This window comes from Bacillus sp. EKM202B (assembly GCF_011066025.1).
Taxonomy (GTDB): Bacteria; Bacillota; Bacilli; order Bacillales; family Bacillaceae_G; genus Bacillus_A; species Bacillus_A toyonensis.
The window spans coordinates 256,346-273,035 of record NZ_JAAMNK010000002.1 but is presented as its reverse complement, the minus strand read 5'-3'; the positions used below and the strand labels follow the sequence as shown (position 1 = coordinate 273,035).

Annotated in this window: 16 protein-coding genes and 1 pseudogene; 15 read left to right on the top strand and 2 right to left on the bottom strand. The window is 35.9% G+C overall.

What is annotated here, in order from left to right; translation table 11 throughout:
* Window position 1 precedes the first annotated feature (1 nt).
* The 12 genes and pseudogenes from trpC (at window position 2) to G9F74_RS04625 (ending at window position 11,385) form a co-directional block, all read left to right on the top strand.
* Window positions 2-763 carry an indole-3-glycerol phosphate synthase TrpC gene (trpC, locus tag G9F74_RS04680; RefSeq protein ID WP_016108025.1) on the top strand — a complete coding sequence of 254 codons (762 nt, stop codon included), beginning with the start codon at window positions 2-4 and terminating at the stop codon, window positions 761-763.
* Entirely contained in the window at window positions 760-1,374 is a 615-nt protein-coding gene (locus tag G9F74_RS04675) for a phosphoribosylanthranilate isomerase (protein ID WP_016108026.1), read from the top strand. Before trpC ends, G9F74_RS04675 begins: the two co-directional genes overlap by 4 nt.
* Window positions 1,371-2,564 carry a tryptophan synthase subunit beta gene (gene trpB / locus G9F74_RS04670; RefSeq protein ID WP_016108027.1) on the top strand — a complete coding sequence of 398 codons (1,194 nt, stop codon included), beginning with the start codon at window positions 1,371-1,373 and terminating at the stop codon, window positions 2,562-2,564. The genes G9F74_RS04675 and trpB overlap by 4 nt, the downstream gene beginning before the upstream one ends.
* Before the next feature lie 3 nt (window positions 2,565-2,567).
* Window positions 2,568-3,344, top strand: coding sequence for a tryptophan synthase subunit alpha (trpA, locus tag G9F74_RS04665; protein ID WP_000537847.1), 777 nt, complete (start codon window positions 2,568-2,570; stop codon window positions 3,342-3,344).
* A gap of 74 nt (window positions 3,345-3,418) precedes the next feature.
* The gene (locus tag G9F74_RS04660) at window positions 3,419-3,778 is read left to right on the top strand and encodes a DUF4029 domain-containing protein (RefSeq protein ID WP_000946157.1); all 360 of its coding nucleotides are present in this window, start codon (window positions 3,419-3,421) and stop codon (window positions 3,776-3,778) included.
* Between the two features lie 114 nt (window positions 3,779-3,892).
* On the top strand, window positions 3,893-5,392 hold the full coding sequence (locus G9F74_RS04655; protein ID WP_016108028.1) for an L-lactate permease: 1,500 nt from the start codon (window positions 3,893-3,895) through the stop codon (window positions 5,390-5,392).
* A 91-nt stretch (window positions 5,393-5,483) separates the two neighbouring features.
* Window positions 5,484-6,167 (top strand): DUF2278 family protein, encoded by a 684-nt coding sequence (locus G9F74_RS04650; RefSeq protein ID WP_001128599.1) that lies wholly within the window; start codon window positions 5,484-5,486, stop codon window positions 6,165-6,167.
* 35 nt (window positions 6,168-6,202) lie between these two features.
* Window positions 6,203-6,544, top strand: a pseudogene (locus tag G9F74_RS04645) (RHS repeat-associated core domain-containing protein); the annotation flags it as partial.
* A gap of 494 nt (window positions 6,545-7,038) precedes the next feature.
* Window positions 7,039-8,484 carry a cell wall-binding repeat-containing protein gene (locus G9F74_RS04640; RefSeq protein WP_016108029.1) on the top strand — a complete coding sequence of 482 codons (1,446 nt, stop codon included), beginning with the start codon at window positions 7,039-7,041 and terminating at the stop codon, window positions 8,482-8,484.
* Between the two features lie 106 nt (window positions 8,485-8,590).
* Window positions 8,591-8,767: a hypothetical protein gene (locus tag G9F74_RS04635; RefSeq protein WP_000509719.1), complete on the top strand. Its 177-nt coding sequence runs from the start codon at window positions 8,591-8,593 to the stop codon at window positions 8,765-8,767.
* A 69-nt stretch (window positions 8,768-8,836) separates the two neighbouring features.
* Complete coding sequence (locus G9F74_RS04630) at window positions 8,837-9,256, top strand: YxiG family protein (protein ID WP_001084723.1); 420 nt, start codon at window positions 8,837-8,839, stop codon at window positions 9,254-9,256.
* 491 nt (window positions 9,257-9,747) lie between these two features.
* A complete protein-coding gene (locus G9F74_RS04625) occupies window positions 9,748-11,385 on the top strand; it encodes a glucosaminidase domain-containing protein (RefSeq protein ID WP_070172876.1) in 1,638 nt (545 codons plus the stop codon).
* Between the two features lie 202 nt (window positions 11,386-11,587).
* Here the strand turns inward: G9F74_RS04625 and G9F74_RS04620 are convergent, their stop codons facing one another.
* On the bottom strand, window positions 11,588-12,421 hold the full coding sequence (locus G9F74_RS04620; RefSeq protein ID WP_000397497.1) for a hypothetical protein: 834 nt from the start codon (window positions 12,419-12,421) through the stop codon (window positions 11,588-11,590).
* Window positions 12,422-12,622: 201 nt separating this feature from the next.
* On the opposite strand from G9F74_RS04620, the gene G9F74_RS04615 reads away from it, so the two are divergent.
* Together G9F74_RS04615 and G9F74_RS04610 are read left to right on the top strand one after the other, a co-directional pair.
* On the top strand, window positions 12,623-13,408 hold the full coding sequence (locus G9F74_RS04615) for a zinc ribbon domain-containing protein (RefSeq protein ID WP_016108031.1): 786 nt from the start codon (window positions 12,623-12,625) through the stop codon (window positions 13,406-13,408).
* Between the two features lie 19 nt (window positions 13,409-13,427).
* A complete protein-coding gene (locus G9F74_RS04610; RefSeq protein ID WP_016108032.1) occupies window positions 13,428-14,663 on the top strand; it encodes a TcaA 3rd/4th domain-containing protein in 1,236 nt (411 codons plus the stop codon).
* 46 nt (window positions 14,664-14,709) lie between these two features.
* Here the strand turns inward: G9F74_RS04610 and G9F74_RS04605 are convergent, their stop codons facing one another.
* Window positions 14,710-15,132: a hypothetical protein gene (locus tag G9F74_RS04605; RefSeq protein ID WP_000332411.1), complete on the bottom strand. Its 423-nt coding sequence runs from the start codon at window positions 15,130-15,132 to the stop codon at window positions 14,710-14,712.
* Between the two features lie 199 nt (window positions 15,133-15,331).
* On the opposite strand from G9F74_RS04605, the gene G9F74_RS04600 reads away from it, so the two are divergent.
* Entirely contained in the window at window positions 15,332-16,666 is a 1,335-nt protein-coding gene (locus tag G9F74_RS04600) for an FAD-dependent oxidoreductase (protein ID WP_165406210.1), read from the top strand.
* Window positions 16,667-16,690: the final 24 nt, after the last annotated feature.

Below are 16,690 nucleotides of genomic sequence, written 5' to 3'. Positions count from 1 at the left end.
GGTGGGGACGATTTTAGACAAAATTGTAGAGCAGAAGAAAAAAGAAGTTGCGGAGTTATATGAAACATATACACCAGGGAATGAAAAAAGAAAAACACACTCACTCTTAAAAGCTTTAGAACAATTTACTGTTATTGCAGAAGTAAAGCGAGCATCACCATCAAAAGGAGATATTAATGTACACGTTGATGTACGAAAACAAGTGAAAACTTATGAAGAATGCGGTGCAGGAGCAGTTTCGGTTTTAACAGACGGTCAATTTTTTAAAGGATCGTTTCACGATTTACAAACTGCAAGAGCAGAAAGTAACATTCCGCTTTTATGCAAAGATTTTATAATCGATAAAATCCAAATTGATAGGGCGTATGAAGCTGGTGCAGATCTTATTTTATTAATCGTAGCGGCGTTAACGAAAGAAAAGTTAAAAGAGCTTTATAGCTACGTACTAGAAAAAGGATTAGAAGCGATCGTTGAAGTTCATGATGAACAGGAATTAGAAATTGCAATCCAATTAAATCCGCACGTTATCGGTATTAACAACCGTAATTTAAAAACATTCGAAGTCGATTTAAGCCAAACAGAAAAACTTGGAAAACGATTAAACGAGGAGAAATTACTTTGGATTAGTGAAAGCGGGATTCATTCAAAAGAAGATATTATTCGTGTCAAACGAGCTGGAGCGAAAGGTGTATTAGTTGGAGAAGCACTCATGACATCATCTTCTATTCGTACCTTTTTTGAAGATTGTAAGGTGAACATATGAAAGTGAAAATTTGCGGTATCACTGATGTTGAAACGGCAAAATGTGCTTGTGAATACGGAGTTGATGCACTCGGATTTGTTTTTGCAGAAAGTAAGCGGAAAATCACTCCAAGGCTAGCGAAAGAAATCATTCAGGAGATTCCAGCAAACGTATTAAAAATCGGTGTTTTCGTAAATGAATCAGTAGAAGAGATCCAGAAAATTGCAGATGAATGCGGGTTAACGCATGTGCAACTACATGGGGATGAAGATAATCATCAAATTAGAAGATTGAATATTCCGTCTATAAAAGCGCTAGGAGTAACTTCAGAGGCTGATATGAAAAACGCTCAAACATATGAAACGGATTATATATTGTTTGATAGCCCGAAAGAAAAGTTTCGCGGAGGAAATGGAAAAAAATTTTCATGGGCACTACTTGAGCATATGCCAAAAGAGTTGCGAGAGAAAACGATATTAGCTGGTGGATTAAACGCTCTTAATATAGAAGAAGCGATTCGAACTATTCAGCCGTATATGGTCGATGTAAGTAGCGGAGTGGAGACAGAAGGAAAGAAAGATTTAAAGAAAATAAAACAATTTATTAAAAAAGCGAAGGAGTGTTCCAAATGAACTACGCATATCCAGATGAAAAAGGCCACTACGGTATATACGGAGGACGATACGTTCCAGAAACGTTAATGCAATCTGTATTAGAACTAGAAGAAGCATATAAAGAATCGATGCAAGATGAAGCGTTTCAAAAGGAATTAAATCATTATTTAACAACGTACGTCGGAAGAGAAACACCGCTTTATTTCGCTGAAAATATGACGAAGTATTGCGGCGGTGCAAAGATTTATTTAAAACGTGAAGATTTGAACCATACAGGAGCTCATAAAATTAACAATACAATCGGTCAGGCACTTCTTGCAGTACGAATGGGCAAGAAAAAAGTTGTCGCTGAAACAGGGGCTGGACAACACGGAGTGGCAACCGCTACTGTATGTGCCCTACTTGGATTAGAATGCGTCATCTTTATGGGGGAAGAAGATGTGAGACGTCAAAAATTAAATGTGTTTCGAATGGAGTTACTCGGAGCGAAAGTAGAAAGTGTAGCGGCAGGTAGCGGAACATTAAAAGATGCGGTAAACGAGGCGCTTCGTTACTGGGTTTCACATGTGCATGATACGCACTACATTATGGGATCTGTTCTCGGGCCACATCCATTCCCACAAATTGTCCGTGATTTCCAAAGTGTAATTGGGAAAGAAACGAAAAAACAATATGAGGCGTTAGAAGGAAAGTTACCAGAAGCAGTCGTTGCTTGTATTGGCGGTGGTAGTAATGCGATGGGCATGTTTTATCCGTTCGTACACGATGAAGAAATCGCTCTTTACGGCGTAGAAGCAGCAGGGAAAGGCGTTCATACAGAACAGCACGCAGCGACTTTAACGAAAGGAAGCGTTGGTGTTTTACACGGATCGATGATGTACCTTCTGCAAAATGAAGAAGGACAAATTCAAGAAGCACACTCTATTTCAGCAGGACTCGATTACCCAGGTGTTGGGCCAGAACATAGTTTACTAAAAGATATTGGACGCGTTTCGTACCATTCCATTACAGACGATGAAGCGTTAGAAGCATTTCAATTATTAACGAAAAAAGAAGGGATTATCCCAGCGTTAGAAAGTTCACATGCTGTCGCGTACGCTTTAAAACTAGCTCCGAAAATGAAGCAAGACGAAGGACTTGTCATTTGTTTATCTGGCCGTGGTGATAAGGATGTAGAGAGTATAAAACGTTATATGGAAGAGGTGTAAAAAATGGGAGTAGAAAAAATTAAAGCAGTATTTGAAAATGGTAAAAAAGCATTTATTCCGTACGTAATGGGCGGAGATGGTGGACTTGAAAAGTTAAAAGAAAGAATTCGTTTTCTAGATGAAGCAGGAGCAAGCATCGTTGAAATTGGTATTCCGTTTTCAGATCCAGTCGCAGATGGTCCAACGATTCAAAGAGCAGGGAAACGAGCGCTAGATAGCGGCGTAACAGTAAAAGGCATTTTTCAAGCGTTAGCAGAAGTAAGGAAAGAAGTGCAAATTCCATTTGTACTCATGACATATGTAAATCCAGTACTCGCATTCGGAAAAGAACAATTCATTGAGAGATGCTTAGAGGCAGGTGTGGACGGTATTATCGTTCCAGACTTACCGTATGAAGAACAAAATATTATTGCCCCGTTACTTCGAGAGGCAAACATTGCGCTAATTCCACTCGTTACCGTAACGAGTCCTATTGAAAGAATTGAAAAAATTACGAGTGAATCAGAAGGATTCGTTTACGCAGTTACAGTAGCGGGCGTAACGGGAGTGCGTCAAAACTTTAAAGAGGAAATTCATAGTTACTTAGAAAAAGTAAAATCACATACGCATTTACCGGTAGTGGCAGGGTTCGGTATTTCAACAAAGGAACATGTAGAAGAAATGATTACAATATGTGACGGAGTTGTCGTTGGAAGTAAAGTTATTGAGCTGTTAGAAAATGAAAAACGAGAAGAAATATGTGAATTAATACAGGCAACAAAACAAAAAGAAGAGGCGTAAGTCTCTTCTTTTTGTTTTGCGTAATAAATGTTAAAATATACAGAAAATACATATAATTTAGAGGGTGAGAAAGCATGCTAAGACGTAAACTACTATATCTTCTTTTAACTGTACCACTGTACGCTTGGCTTATTAGCATGACGAAAATAGAGTTGATGGCTCTATTTGTAGGGTATGTATTCATCTTTTCCAACTTAAATCGGATTCAAGAGCAATCTATTTTAGAAGTATGTATATTTTCAATTAGTATAGAACTATTTAGTATCGTTTCGATTGTATTATTAAATGAATTATTTCAGTGGATTTATTCATTTTCATTAATGAAACTTGGGAATATTGTACTGCAAGCGATATGTGCTTACATTGTGTTTGTTGTGTTAGGAAAAATAATCGGACAGCAGACGGTTTTTGAGGATAATAGAAAATGGGAGTGAATCAAAAAGGAGCCAAACGGCTTCTTTTTGATTCTGTTGTAAAAACAATTGAAAAATATTACATCTGTTATATAATAGTTAAAAATTGTATTTTTAACGAAATGAGATGATAACATGGCCATATTGTTGGCACTTATCCCAATTATGATGATTTTCATTTGTTTATTTTTATTTAAACAAACGTCATTAAGGTCCTCATTAATTTCTTATGCGGTGTCTGTTGGAATCGTTTTACTCTCGCCAACGTTTCAATTAAGGATAAGTGAAACTGTGCATGCAACGATTAAAGGTTGGTTAATTTGTTTTATTGTCGGGTATGTTTTATTTTCCGGTATTTTTTTATTTCACCTCATGAACAAAATGGGGTACATCGATCAAGTAGCGCGTTTTTTAGAAGAAGTGACGCAAGATCGTTTATTACAAATGCTTCTTATGTGCTTTGGTATTTGCCCACTAATTGAATCGGTAAGTGGATTCGGAATTGGTTTTATGGTTGCAGCTCCTATTTTTCTTTCTCTCGGTTATAAACCGTTTCAAGCTGTGCTACTTTCGTTTATCGGTCTACTTGCAAGTTCATGGGGCGCAATGGCAACTGGTACGATTATCGGTTCGCAGCTTATAAATATGCCGCTCACAACTTTTGGTACAAATACAGCATTATTAAGCATACCGATTTTCGCATATTTTATCATCCTTTCTTTATACGTTGTCGGTGGCTTTCAGGCAGTTATAGAAAAGTGGAAGGAAGGGATAGGATTCTTTCTATTATTTTCTCTCGGAATCTATCTTTCTAACGCATACGTAAGTGTTGAACTAGCAGGTATATTAAGTTCTATCGTTACCATTGCATTTGGCTTTCTTATCATTAAACTAAAAGGGAAAAATGAGCAAACCTTTATAACAGAACATGCTGCGGCAACGGAGAGAGAAGTATCCATTATAAAAATTATTAGCCCTTATATCTTCTTAACAGTTTGTATTTTACTTTCTCGCCTCGTTCCACCATTACATGATTTGTTCAGATCATATGCAGTCCTTGATTTAAAATCATATTCTTACAAATTAGAAATGCTATATTCACCAGGTTTTTGGCTCGGCATGACTTGTTTATTTACAATTATTTTCTTCCGCATTCCATCTCATATTATGAAACAATCACTCTTGCAAACGATAAAACAATGGATTCCTTTTGCGATTACGACGACGATGTTTATCGCCATTTCAGAACTAATGGGTGCATCTGGTATGCATTCATTACTCGCAAAAACAGCTGGTGAAACATTTGGTACCTTTTTCGTTTTCGTTGCTCCGTTCATCGGTGGTATCGGTGGTTTTTTAACAGGTAGTAACGCAGGATCAAATGCGATGTTTATAAAACTACAAATGCAAACAGCACAAAACGTAGCACTCCCGTGGCAATACGTCACAACACTTCAAAACACCGCATCGTCAGTGGCGACAATCGCTTGTCCATCACGCATTACACTAGGTGCTTATTTATGTAATATCCCGTATCGTGAAAATGAACTATTAAAGAAGACGACGTTAATGATCTTTGGTGCGGTGTTACTTGTAGTGGTGGAGGTTATTTTTTGGTATATGTTGAGAAAATAAGAAATCCTCCTGAAAAAGGAGGATTTTCTTTTTATATGGATAATGCCTTAAGTATGAAAAGCTTCTACTAAATGAATAGGAGATGAAATGTATGCCCCTAAAAAACTACGGTGTGTTAAAAGGTACAGTTATACAATCAAAGATTGGAAAAGGGAAAACACCTCATTATCAAGTTCATTTACAAGGCGAAGCAGGAGTAGATTATCGTATTGCAATTAACGTGAAATCGCAAAGTTATCCGTCGGAAGTTTTATATTTTGCGAGTAACAATATTAGGTCAGAGGCGATTCATATTTTACCGACATTACCATTCGGTTTTACAGAAATAAAAAACAATGAACCGAAAGTAGCTTTAGATTATGTAAGAGGAAATCTATTTGACTCAAATCAAATGATCCCTTTACCACCTGAAAAAGCAGGAGCTGATAATGATTTAAATGAAAAAATTGAGCGGTATATAAAGCGAGCGATAGAAGAAAGTACGATTATTTACGCGTTCGGTGAAAGATGGGGGCCAGAAGAAAATACACCCGATTCTTACTTTCATTTTGAACCAGGAAACGGTATACATGATATTCATATGAATCAAGGAAATGTAGAAAAATGGCAAGGTGATGATGGTATATGGCAAGACGGAGGAATACTCATTCATTTTGAAAAGGAAGAAGAATGGATCGGTATCTTTCTTGCATTCCAGTCGCAGTCATGGTGTACGGATGAAGAAGGGCATGCTCGTGTTCCGGTTGAGAATTGTAATTATAAGAAAAATAATTGATGAAAAGAGCTCGTTCGACATGAACGAGCTCTTTTCGTTTCGAAAAAGAAGTAAATGGAAAAATCACACGTTACTTCTACGATGGTGACAGTATTAATCCGTTATACGAGACAGATGGTAGTGGAAACGTACTTCGTCAATATGTATACTCAATGGCCGGCGTTCGTCTAGCAATGAAAGCACAAGGACAAACGTTATTCTATCACTACAACCCAAGTGGTGACGTAGTAGCGATGACAGACCCAAATGGACAAGTTGTCGTAAACTATGAATATGATGCATGGGGGAACGTATTAAAGAGTGACGCAAAAGGTATCGCAGCAGAGAATCCATTTGGATACGCGGGATACATGTATGATAAAGAAATTGTTATGTATGGTGATCGCTATTGAAGGCATAGAAACTGTTCATGAATTATTAATAGTGGTATTTTTCATAATGATTGAAAATGATAACTTATAAAAGGTTTTTGATAGGATCAGAATTCATGGTCACTACTTTTTACTCTTTATAAGTCCTTTCTAATCCTTTGTCACATGTATGATTTATTAAGTGATTTTTACACATTGTGTAGTATTTGCATATGGTTACTTTTAATATAAGGGATATAGGGGTAGTCTGTAAATGATTTACGAGTAATTGTAGGAATATTTTCGTAATTACAAATGAAAGTGTTTCTACATGTAAAATCTATCTTGTTTTTTTTATTCTTATCCTTTAATTTATGTAAGGGGATTGAACGGATGTTCTGTTTTTAATGGATAATAAAAAAGAATGGTAAGATAGTTTGGGAGTTTACTATATTATTCTAGACTTGTCTGTTTTCCACCCTGAAAGTCACAATTTTATGGATGCAGGAGGCTACATATATATGGGTACGAGGCAGAAAATTTTGATGCAAGCGATGATGCTTGTAGTCATGGTTATGATGAGTGTGGTGTTTAGTAAAGAAGTTGGTGCAGAATCAGAAAACAAGAGTGATTGGATCGATAGTGTTCATGTAACGCCAAGTGAGGTTTCTTTTGGTAATGAAATGAAAGTGAAAGTTACCGTCAAGGTTAATAATCCAAATGGCATAGGTTCTGATATAAGCATCAAGTATATCCTTCCTTATTTAGATGAAGAGGAAGAAGAAGTTTATGAGTATGTCAATTTAAAATATAATTCGGAAACAGATTTGTATGAAGGTGTATTAAATACTTATTTTGATTTTGAGCAGGTTGGAACTTGGGAAATTGATATGATCCATTCAGGAGTTTTGGGCTTAATAGCATATAACTCTAACGTTCATGAGCCACGAGATAGCTCAGAGAGAGAAAGCATGGAAGAACTGAGCAGTGGTAACATTACGTTATTGGAGCCAGTAGTTGGTTGGAATTATTTCAAGGAATATGGAGAAACACAAGGACACTGGTATTATTTTGATGAGAAAAAATTGGAATTTGTGACAGGTTGGTTTAAGGAAAATGGAAAACAATACTACTTGAATGACAACGGAATGATGGTAACAGGTTGGGTACTAGTAGATGGCAAGTGGTATTACTTGAAAGAAAACGGATCTATGGTGACAGGTTGGACGTTAGTAAATGGTGAGTGGTATTACTTAAGTGCAGATGGAGCAATGAAAACAGGTTGGACGCTAGTAGATGGCAAGTGGTATTACCTGAAAGAAAGTGGCTCCATGATGAAAGGATGGGCGTTAGTAAACGGTCATTGGTATTACTTAAATGCAGAAGGCTCCATGGCGACAGATTGGATATTAGTAAATAATACATGGTACTATCTAAACGCTAGTGGTTCTATGGTGACCGGTTGGTTACAAAAAGATCGAAATTGGTATTACTTACACTCTAATGGTGCAATGGTAGTAGGAAAACATTTCATTGATGGTAAATGGTATGGTTTTAAAGAAAACGGTGAAATGATGTCTGACTGGAAGAATGGAAAAACAGGATGGAGAATAGAAAACGGTAAACTGTATTATTTAAACCAGAAAGGTGTAAAAGTAACTGGGTGGCTACAAGATAGTGGAAAATGGTACTACTTTAATACAAAAGGTGAAGCGGTAATAGGTTCGGTGTTCAATAATGGTAAGGGCTATTATTTGCAAAATGATGCTTCGATGGCAATAGGGTGGATTTCTCTTGAGGGTGAAAAGTATTATTTTGATGAAAATGGAGTAAGGGCAGCAGGTTGGAAAGAGATAGATGGTAAGTGGTATTCTTTCTTCCCACCTACTGGAAAAATGAGCAAAAATACGTGGGTTGATAGCAAATACTGGGTAGATGCAAACGGTGTATGGACAAAGACAAGATAACTGAATAGTAGATAAAAAATACAAACCTCATTAAAAAGGTTTGTATTTTTTATGAGAACTAACAGGAATGGGAAAAATATATAATAAAGTAAAGAAGGGATTTTGTATGGGGCATGATCTGGGTGAAGAGGATGCCTCTGTAACGCAGAATGGGTATACGTATGGTGATAATAATCCAGTGATGCTGACAAATCCAGATGGACAGGCACCTTGGCTTATTCCTGTAGCGATAAGTGGCTATAGTGCTTATAAAGGATACAAAGGCAAATCACGTGTTAATTGATTAAGAAAGTCTTATAAGCAAATACGTCATACATTAAATAAAAAACGTTAGAAAAGGATGAAAAGCTACATGAATAGTATTAATATACAGTCTATATTAGATGATTTATGGGGCGCTACCATTTTAGAGACACATATAGATTTGTTAAATGATAATATTAAATTTACATTGCAGGTAATTGATAATGGAGTGATAAAAGATTATAAATTAGTATTGATAGAAGTGTCATCGTTTTATTATGTTAAAGATGATGAAAAGCGTAGATTTGCATTTTATGATAGAGAAAAAGTAGATTATTTAGAATTAACAACGATTTATTATGAAGATCCAAATCTGAGTGAAGTTAAATTGAGTTTACAAAATGAGAAAGAATGGAGTAGCAAATATTCCACAGGAGTAAATATTATAATAGAGATTTGGGATTCTATTTTGTTAGTTGAAGCAAAACAATTTTCTCTTAATGGTAAAGTGATTAATCTTAAAATGTAGTTGTTTTTTAGTATAGTTATTTCGTTCGGAGCTGGGTATCGTTTAGGGGCAAAAAATTACAAGCTTGCCAACACACCTTCGTCCAATAAAAAGCACTTAAAACAGGGAATGCAAAAAGCTGGAACAAAACTAGAATTAAAAACAATGTGATTTAACATTTTCTTTGAGCAATTAGAGTGTAGTATATAAATTTATAATGGAGAGTAAGCATCAAATTTATTAATAATAAGAGGGTTTTGCAGCACCCTCTTATTAAAAAAGAAGAAGATGTACAATAAAAACTAACGAGCTGACTTTACAAATCAACTTTTTCCAATCCTTCTATGAACATGTTCCTTTATAAATTCCCCCTAAAAACTCAATATTAATAATTTGAATATTATACTATTAAATACCTACAATGTTATAGTTGTTTTTTTCCTCTTCCTTGTTACAATAGTAGTTAGATAACTATTAAACTAAAAAATTAATAAAAGGAGCACTAGGAAGAAATGTTTAAAAAAGCTGCAGCAATTGTCTTAACATCTAGTATAATTTCTATTCCTATAACAGGTTTAGCTGAAACTGTAACAACTTCTAATACAGCAACTGTAAATGTAAATGCTGTAAAACAATCTGGATGGGTTCAACAAAATGGGAAATGGTATTACTTCAATCCAGATGGCACTATAAAAAAAGGATGGCTTCTTGATAATAATAAATGGTATTACTTAAATTCAAGCGGCATTATGCAAACTGGCTGGCTGTTTGATCAAGGGGTTTGGTATTATTTAAACGCTAGTGGAGCAATGCAAACTGGCTGGCTATTAGATCAAGGAGTTTGGTATTATTTAAATTCTAATGGTTCTATGAAAACGGGTTGGTTATTAGATCAAGGAGTCTGGTATTATTTAAACGCTAGCGGAGCAATGCAAACGGGTTGGCTATTAAATCAAGGAGTTTGGTATTATTTAAATTCTAATGGTTCTATGAAAACTGGCTGGCTTCTTGATAATAATAAGTGGTATTACTTAAATTCAAGTGGCGGAATGAAAATTGGTTGGCTACAAGATGGAAACAACCGTTATTACCTCCAAAATGATGGATCAATGAAAATCGGATGGCTGCAAGTGAATAATACGTGGTATTATTTAAACGCTAGTGGAGCAATGCAAACGAGTTGGTCATTTATAGATGGAAGTTGGTACTATTTACAAAATAATGGTGCAATGAAGACGGACTGGCTACAAGATGGCGATACATGGTATTATTTGCAATCCAACGGTATGATGCAAACTGGAACTGCTTCAATCAATGGAACGACGTACCATTTCGACAAGAGCGGTGCTTGGATTCCTGAAAATAACATCACTGCTACCACATATTTAGATCTTGATTTAACGTACGCTTCAAATGTGACTGGTGCAGAAATTGATGCTAATATTAAAAAATATCATCCAGACAGCCCATTAATTGGACATGGGAATGACTTTGTTGAAGCTCAAGCTAAACATGGTGTCAATGCTCTTTATTTAGCTGCACACGCTATTTTAGAATCGGGATATGGTAAATCTGAAATTGCATATCGTAAACATAACCTATTTGGGTTACGTGCTTACGATGCTGATCCATTTAAGTATGCGAAATATTTACCAACTTTCGGTGATAGTATTTCTTATAACGCAAACTACGTAAGAGAAAAGTACTTAGAAACAAACGGATCATACTTTAACGGACCAACATTAAAAGGCATGAATGTCATGTATTCAACAGATCAAGAGTGGTCTGCTAAAATCGTAAAAATAATGGAACGTATTAAACCTTTCCAGAAAAAAGATTATGTATATGCGAAAAAGTTACCTAAAAATCCAAGCTCTTTAAATGTCGACGCTCTATCAAGTGATATTCCATATAAAACATACTCACAAGGAACGACAAAAACTGTTAAACTGGCTACTTCCTATTACGTTGTACCATATCCATTTGATGGTACAATTAAAAGTCAGTCAGTTACGAAAAATGATCAAGGTACATTAGCAACGGGTACACCTGTATTTATTTATCGTGAAGATCCAAACGGATGGATTGAATTCTCACTCACAATGAATGGAAATAAATATTGGGTATTAAAAGCTGGATTAAATATGTAAATAAAACACCCCTTTTAGAAAAAGCTAAAAGGGGTATTTTATATGTTTTAAATTATTAATAGGTTTGATGAGGTTAAAGTTGCTGTGCGCAAATATATGCACTTGTATAACTATCAAAGATTTCAAAAAAATTAAGCAGCCTGAGTCCATATAAATATAGAACTCAGGTTGCTTAGTTGCGCTTTTTTAATACGGGGGCATTTCACAATGAACGCCCTCCTCTTATTTTATAAAACCCAAAACTAACAAGTGTAGAAATACAAGAGAACAGCAGTGCCACACTAGAAAATGCAATGAGATACATATTATATTTCATTACTTTCCCAATGAGTTGGTTACTGTCGTACTGAAAAAGTTCTGCTATTATATTAAATAAAAACAATACGATAAACATGACGATGACACCGTCAATGGATCCTTTAATGTCTGGTTTACTTAAAGCGATATGTGCAGAAATACAAATAGCGATAAATAAAAATAACCAAAAGGAAGGGTTCAATAAATTGTTTATTGTAAATAAGCTTTTCAATAATACGAACGTCGACAAGAGCATGTTTTGAACCATTTCTAAAGTAATAGAAGTAGATGCAATCGTCTTTTCGAGAGTTGTATTAAATAAAAAATATGAATCTGGTACGAAATAGCGCATGAAAAGGATTAATGCAGTAATACCAGAAATAATAGGGCCAATTCCAATGAAGAAATTCCCAATTCGTTGATATACACTTTTTTGATTGTATTGATGTTGTACGTAACCTAACGCACCTTGGCTCGTATCTGTTGGGAAGAACTGCGTTGCTACAATTTTATGACGAAATAGTACGCACATAATGGCATGTCCAAGTTCATGAATAGGAACACCAATCCACGCAGTCAAAAGAAATCCTTTTCTTCCGAAAGCCCTCGACCAATACATTCGTGTGAGAGATTCTAAATAACCTAATAGAAATCCGATTACAATGATGACTCCAATTAAAGAAAATAACTGGATCACGCTTGTAAGGAGTATTTGAAAAATTGAGTTTACAAATTCCATTGCCTTTCATCCAATCTGTTTAAAGTTTCACTTTAGTTGCTCTGTTTCATAATAGCATTATTTTTCTAGATTGCTAGTCTATATATTTTCTTTCAAAAGCAGGATTTCATAATCTGTTTCTTGTAGTCATGTTTTATGTCCAAAGTCATATATTGAACTTGTAACATCCTATAAGATATATGCTTAAGGAGGGATGAGAGCGTGAAATGTCCAGCATGTCATACAGAAAATGCAGTAGAAGCAAAGTTTTGCGGGAATTGTGGACATTCGTTAACCGAAGAAGTAGTAGCAAGTGGTGTCCAAGAAGAAAATCAGCAATCATCGCATGCAGAGCAAGCGAAGGAAACTCGTCCAAATGAAACGGTAGAGCAAGCAAAGCGGTTTACGAGTGGCTATTTTCGGTTGTTTAAACAGGCATTTCAAGCACCGACAGCGATTATGCAAAGTGGCAATGTCGAAGTGCGAAATGGAATTGTCAGTCTTGTTCTTATTTGTTTTTTAGGAGCATGTATTTTTTATAGAATGATGAGTGCTGGTGCAGCTGTTACGAGAACGCTAGTGCCAGAAGTATATACTCCTACATTTTTTGGAGAATCTGTAACGGTATTTTTCTTTTTATTAATTTTAACTTTGTTTGTTGGATTCATTATTTTTATAAGTGGTAAGATGATGAAATCCTCTTTTTCGTTTCTTGAAGTATTCGGCATATGGGGAACGATAGCAACGCCGGTTATTGCTATATTAGTTCTTACTTTTCTTTTTAGTTTCTTATTAATCTTTTTCTTACCGATATTATTATCGTTAGCTACAACTTATATAGGGATTAGTATAATTGTAGCCATATTAAAATTAGATAATGGCGGATTAGATCTTGTTTACACACTTCTTATCGCAAATGTTTTCATTGGAATCGTAACATTTATTGTACTTTGGTCTTACATTAGCACTGTAATTCAAGCCTTTACACAGGGATTAACTGGCTTCTAATGCAAAGGTGGTTGAATGGATGAATGTATGTACAAAGTGTGGAACGCAGTTTGTAGATGGTGTGCAATTTTGTCAAAACTGCGGTACAAAGAGAGAAATTCCAGTAGTGAAGAAGAAAATGGGGAGCGGTACAAAAATTGGCATTACACTTTTAGCACTACTTGTTATAGCGATTGTTGGATTGTATTTGTATGGATCATCGTATTATGCGCAGGTGGCACAAGTAGACCGGATGATTACGATTTTACAAGAGAGAGACGGAGAAAAATTAGCTGAGATTATTACGACAGATGACCCATCGGTTATTGTAACGAGAGAGAGTTTCAAGCCTCTATTTTCATATATAAAAGAAAATCCGTCTTACGTGAATGAATTGAAACAATATTTAAAGCAAGGTGAAAAGCAAGGGGACGGAATTGAAAGGGCGGATTTTTCTTTAACGAAAGACGGGAAACATTACTTTATATTTGATCGGTATAAATTGAAGGCAAGGACGTATTATACGACTTTGCTTTCAAATGAAAAAGGTGCATCTTTAAAAATGAACGGAAAAGAAATCGATAAGACAGAAGACAAAAATTTTCAGAAGCAATATGGACCGTTTCTTCCAGGAGCTCAAGTGTTTCAAGTGGAATATAAAAATGACTATGTAAAACTATCACGCGAGGAAAAAGTTGTACTTATGAAACAAAGTCAAAATAATGTAACGATAGATTTAACGTTGCAAGGGCAATATATTACAGTTCAAACGAACGCGCCTGGTGCGACATTATATGTGAATCAAAAGCCAGTTACCGCATTGACCGGAGAAGAAATTACGTGGGGTCCCGTAGCAACTGATGGAAGTGCGACGATTTATTTAGAACGCAATGGAGACAGCGGAAGGGAAACGACAAAAGTAGAAACGGTAACAGCACTTTCGGCTTATAACCTTCCATTCGAAAAGAAAAGCGTAGAAAAAACAGTCGTTTACAATGTTACTCCGCCACCTACGACTGGGTATGTATACAATGGTTTTATCTTCCCTGATAGTGATATTCGAAAATTAACGAATGCAGATTTAACGTATGTAACGAAAGAACAGTTGAAAATTGCTAGAAACGAAATATACGCAAGACATGGAAATATATTTCAAACGAAAGATATGCAAGCGTATTTTTCAAAACAGTCTTGGTACAGAGAAAATCCGTATTTTACAGGAAAGCTAACGGATATTGAAGCTTATAATGTTGAATTGATTAAATCAAGAGAATAGCGTTCGTGAAAAAGGTACAGTGTGTATTACTGTACCTTTTCTATGATTATTTAGCTGGACCAGGATCTCTTGAGAAAAAGATGTGAAAGAGAAATGTGACTTTACTTGCTCCTCCTGATGTACTTGCTTGCACATCAGATAATGCACTAGATGTTAAAACGCCTTCAGAATGAGGGGGGACGACTATTTTGAGAGTATCCTCTGATTCTGATGATGCAGTAACGGTTATTGTATCATCAGATAAGTTCAAAATTTTGACAGTACCGATTGGTAAGATGGACTTGCCTGCGTGTGATGCTGAAGCGAAGCGAGAGCCTTTCCAAATCGTTTGTGGGAAAGTTTCATCATTAGATAACCAAGCACGCGCACTATAAATGGTTGCGTTAATAGAAAATTCTTGATCAAGCGACAAGGCGGCTTTCGGTTCTTTCGGTTCCTCTGGAAGCTGAGCGAGAAGGCCGGCGCACATATATGTTTCACCTACTTTCAATTGTTACTGTTATAGCATATTAAACATGTTGTTTATAAGACACGACGGTTACCTATTCAGGCATAGGTTTGTGCACTAAATTTGTAGATGAAATATTATTTCTTTACAATGGTAATAGGTGTTATTTCTGTAAAATATGGAAAGCGTAAAGAGTATGTAAAAAAGAAGGAGTGGTAAAGTGAACTATATCATTATTGGCGGAGATGCAGCTGGGATGAGTGCAGCTATGCAAATTGTAAGAAACGATGAAACTGCAAAAGTTGTGACGTTAGAAAAAGGTGAAATCTATTCATACGCTCAGTGCGGATTACCGTATGTCATTAGTGGTGCTATTGCTTCGACGGAAAAATTAATTGCGCGTAACGTGAAGACGTTTCGTGATAAGTACGGAATTGATGCAAAAGTGCGACATGAAGTAACGAAAGTAGATACGGAAAAGAAAATTGTGTACGCAAAGCATACGGAGACGAAAGATGTTTTTGAATTTACGTATGACCGTTTATTAATTGCGACGGGAGTGCGTCCTGTTATGCCAGAATGGGAAGGACGAGAGTTACAAGGCATTCATCTTTTAAAAACAATTCCAGATGCTGAGCGTATATTAAAAACGTTAGAAACGAACAAAGTTGAAGACGTAACAATTATTGGCGGCGGTGCGATTGGACTGGAGATGGCAGAAACATTCGTTGAACTCGGTAAAAAAGTGAGGATGATTGAGCGAAATGATCATATCGGTACGATTTATGATGCAGATATGGCGGAATATATACATAAAGAAGCGGATAAACATCATATTGAAATTGTAACGAATGAAAATGTAAAAGCGTTTAGAGGAAAAGAGCGAGTAGAGGAGATTGAAACGGATAAAGGTACGTATAAAGCAGATCTTGTTTTAGTATCTGTCGGAGTAAAGCCAAATACTGATTTTCTTGAAGGAACCAATATACGTACAAATTATAAAGGGGCAATTGAAGTAAATGCATATATGCAAACGAATGTGCAAGACGTATATGCTGCTGGTGATTGCGCGACACATTATCACGTTATAAAAGAAATTCATGATCATATTCCAATTGGAACGACTGCCAATAAACAAGGACGACTTGCTGGACTCAATATGGTTGATAAACGAAGATCATTTAAAGGTACGTTAGGTACAGGCATTATTAAATTTATGGATTTGACACTCGCGAGAACAGGCTTAAATGAAAAAGAAGCGAAAGGGCTCAATATCCCGTATAAAACAGTTAAAGTAGATTCAACAAATATGGCGGGCTATTATCCAAATGCGAAACCACTTTACTTAAAATTGCTATATCGCTCCGATACGAAGCAATTGTTGGGTGGACAAGTAATTGGGGAAGAAGGTGTAGATAAGCGTATTGATGTGATTGCAATGGCGCTTTTCAATAAAATGAGCATTCACGATTTAGAAGACGTCGACTTAAGTTACGCACCACCATATAACAGCGTTTGGGATCCAATTCAGCAAGCAGCAAGGAGAGCGGAGTAGCACTTTTAAAGTGCTACTTTTTTT

Coding starts and splice junctions, on each gene's coding strand:
- G9F74_RS04625 (WP_070172876.1), top strand. CDS start 9,748: ATGTTTAAAAAAGCTGCAGCAATTGTCTTAACATCTAGTATAATTTCT.
- G9F74_RS04610 (WP_016108032.1), top strand. CDS start 13,428: ATGAATGTATGTACAAAGTGTGGAACGCAGTTTGTAGATGGTGTGCAA.
- G9F74_RS04650 (WP_001128599.1), top strand. CDS start 5,484: ATGCCCCTAAAAAACTACGGTGTGTTAAAAGGTACAGTTATACAATCA.
- G9F74_RS04630 (WP_001084723.1), top strand. CDS start 8,837: ATGAATAGTATTAATATACAGTCTATATTAGATGATTTATGGGGCGCT.
- G9F74_RS04635 (WP_000509719.1), top strand. CDS start 8,591: ATGGGGCATGATCTGGGTGAAGAGGATGCCTCTGTAACGCAGAATGGG.
- G9F74_RS04640 (WP_016108029.1), top strand. CDS start 7,039: ATGGGTACGAGGCAGAAAATTTTGATGCAAGCGATGATGCTTGTAGTC.
- G9F74_RS04620 (WP_000397497.1), bottom strand. CDS start 12,421: ATGGAATTTGTAAACTCAATTTTTCAAATACTCCTTACAAGCGTGATC.
- trpA (WP_000537847.1), top strand. CDS start 2,568: ATGGGAGTAGAAAAAATTAAAGCAGTATTTGAAAATGGTAAAAAAGCA.
- G9F74_RS04605 (WP_000332411.1), bottom strand. CDS start 15,132: ATGTGCGCCGGCCTTCTCGCTCAGCTTCCAGAGGAACCGAAAGAACCG.
- trpB (WP_016108027.1), top strand. CDS start 1,371: ATGAACTACGCATATCCAGATGAAAAAGGCCACTACGGTATATACGGA.
- G9F74_RS04675 (WP_016108026.1), top strand. CDS start 760: ATGAAAGTGAAAATTTGCGGTATCACTGATGTTGAAACGGCAAAATGT.
- G9F74_RS04660 (WP_000946157.1), top strand. CDS start 3,419: ATGCTAAGACGTAAACTACTATATCTTCTTTTAACTGTACCACTGTAC.
- G9F74_RS04655 (WP_016108028.1), top strand. CDS start 3,893: ATGGCCATATTGTTGGCACTTATCCCAATTATGATGATTTTCATTTGT.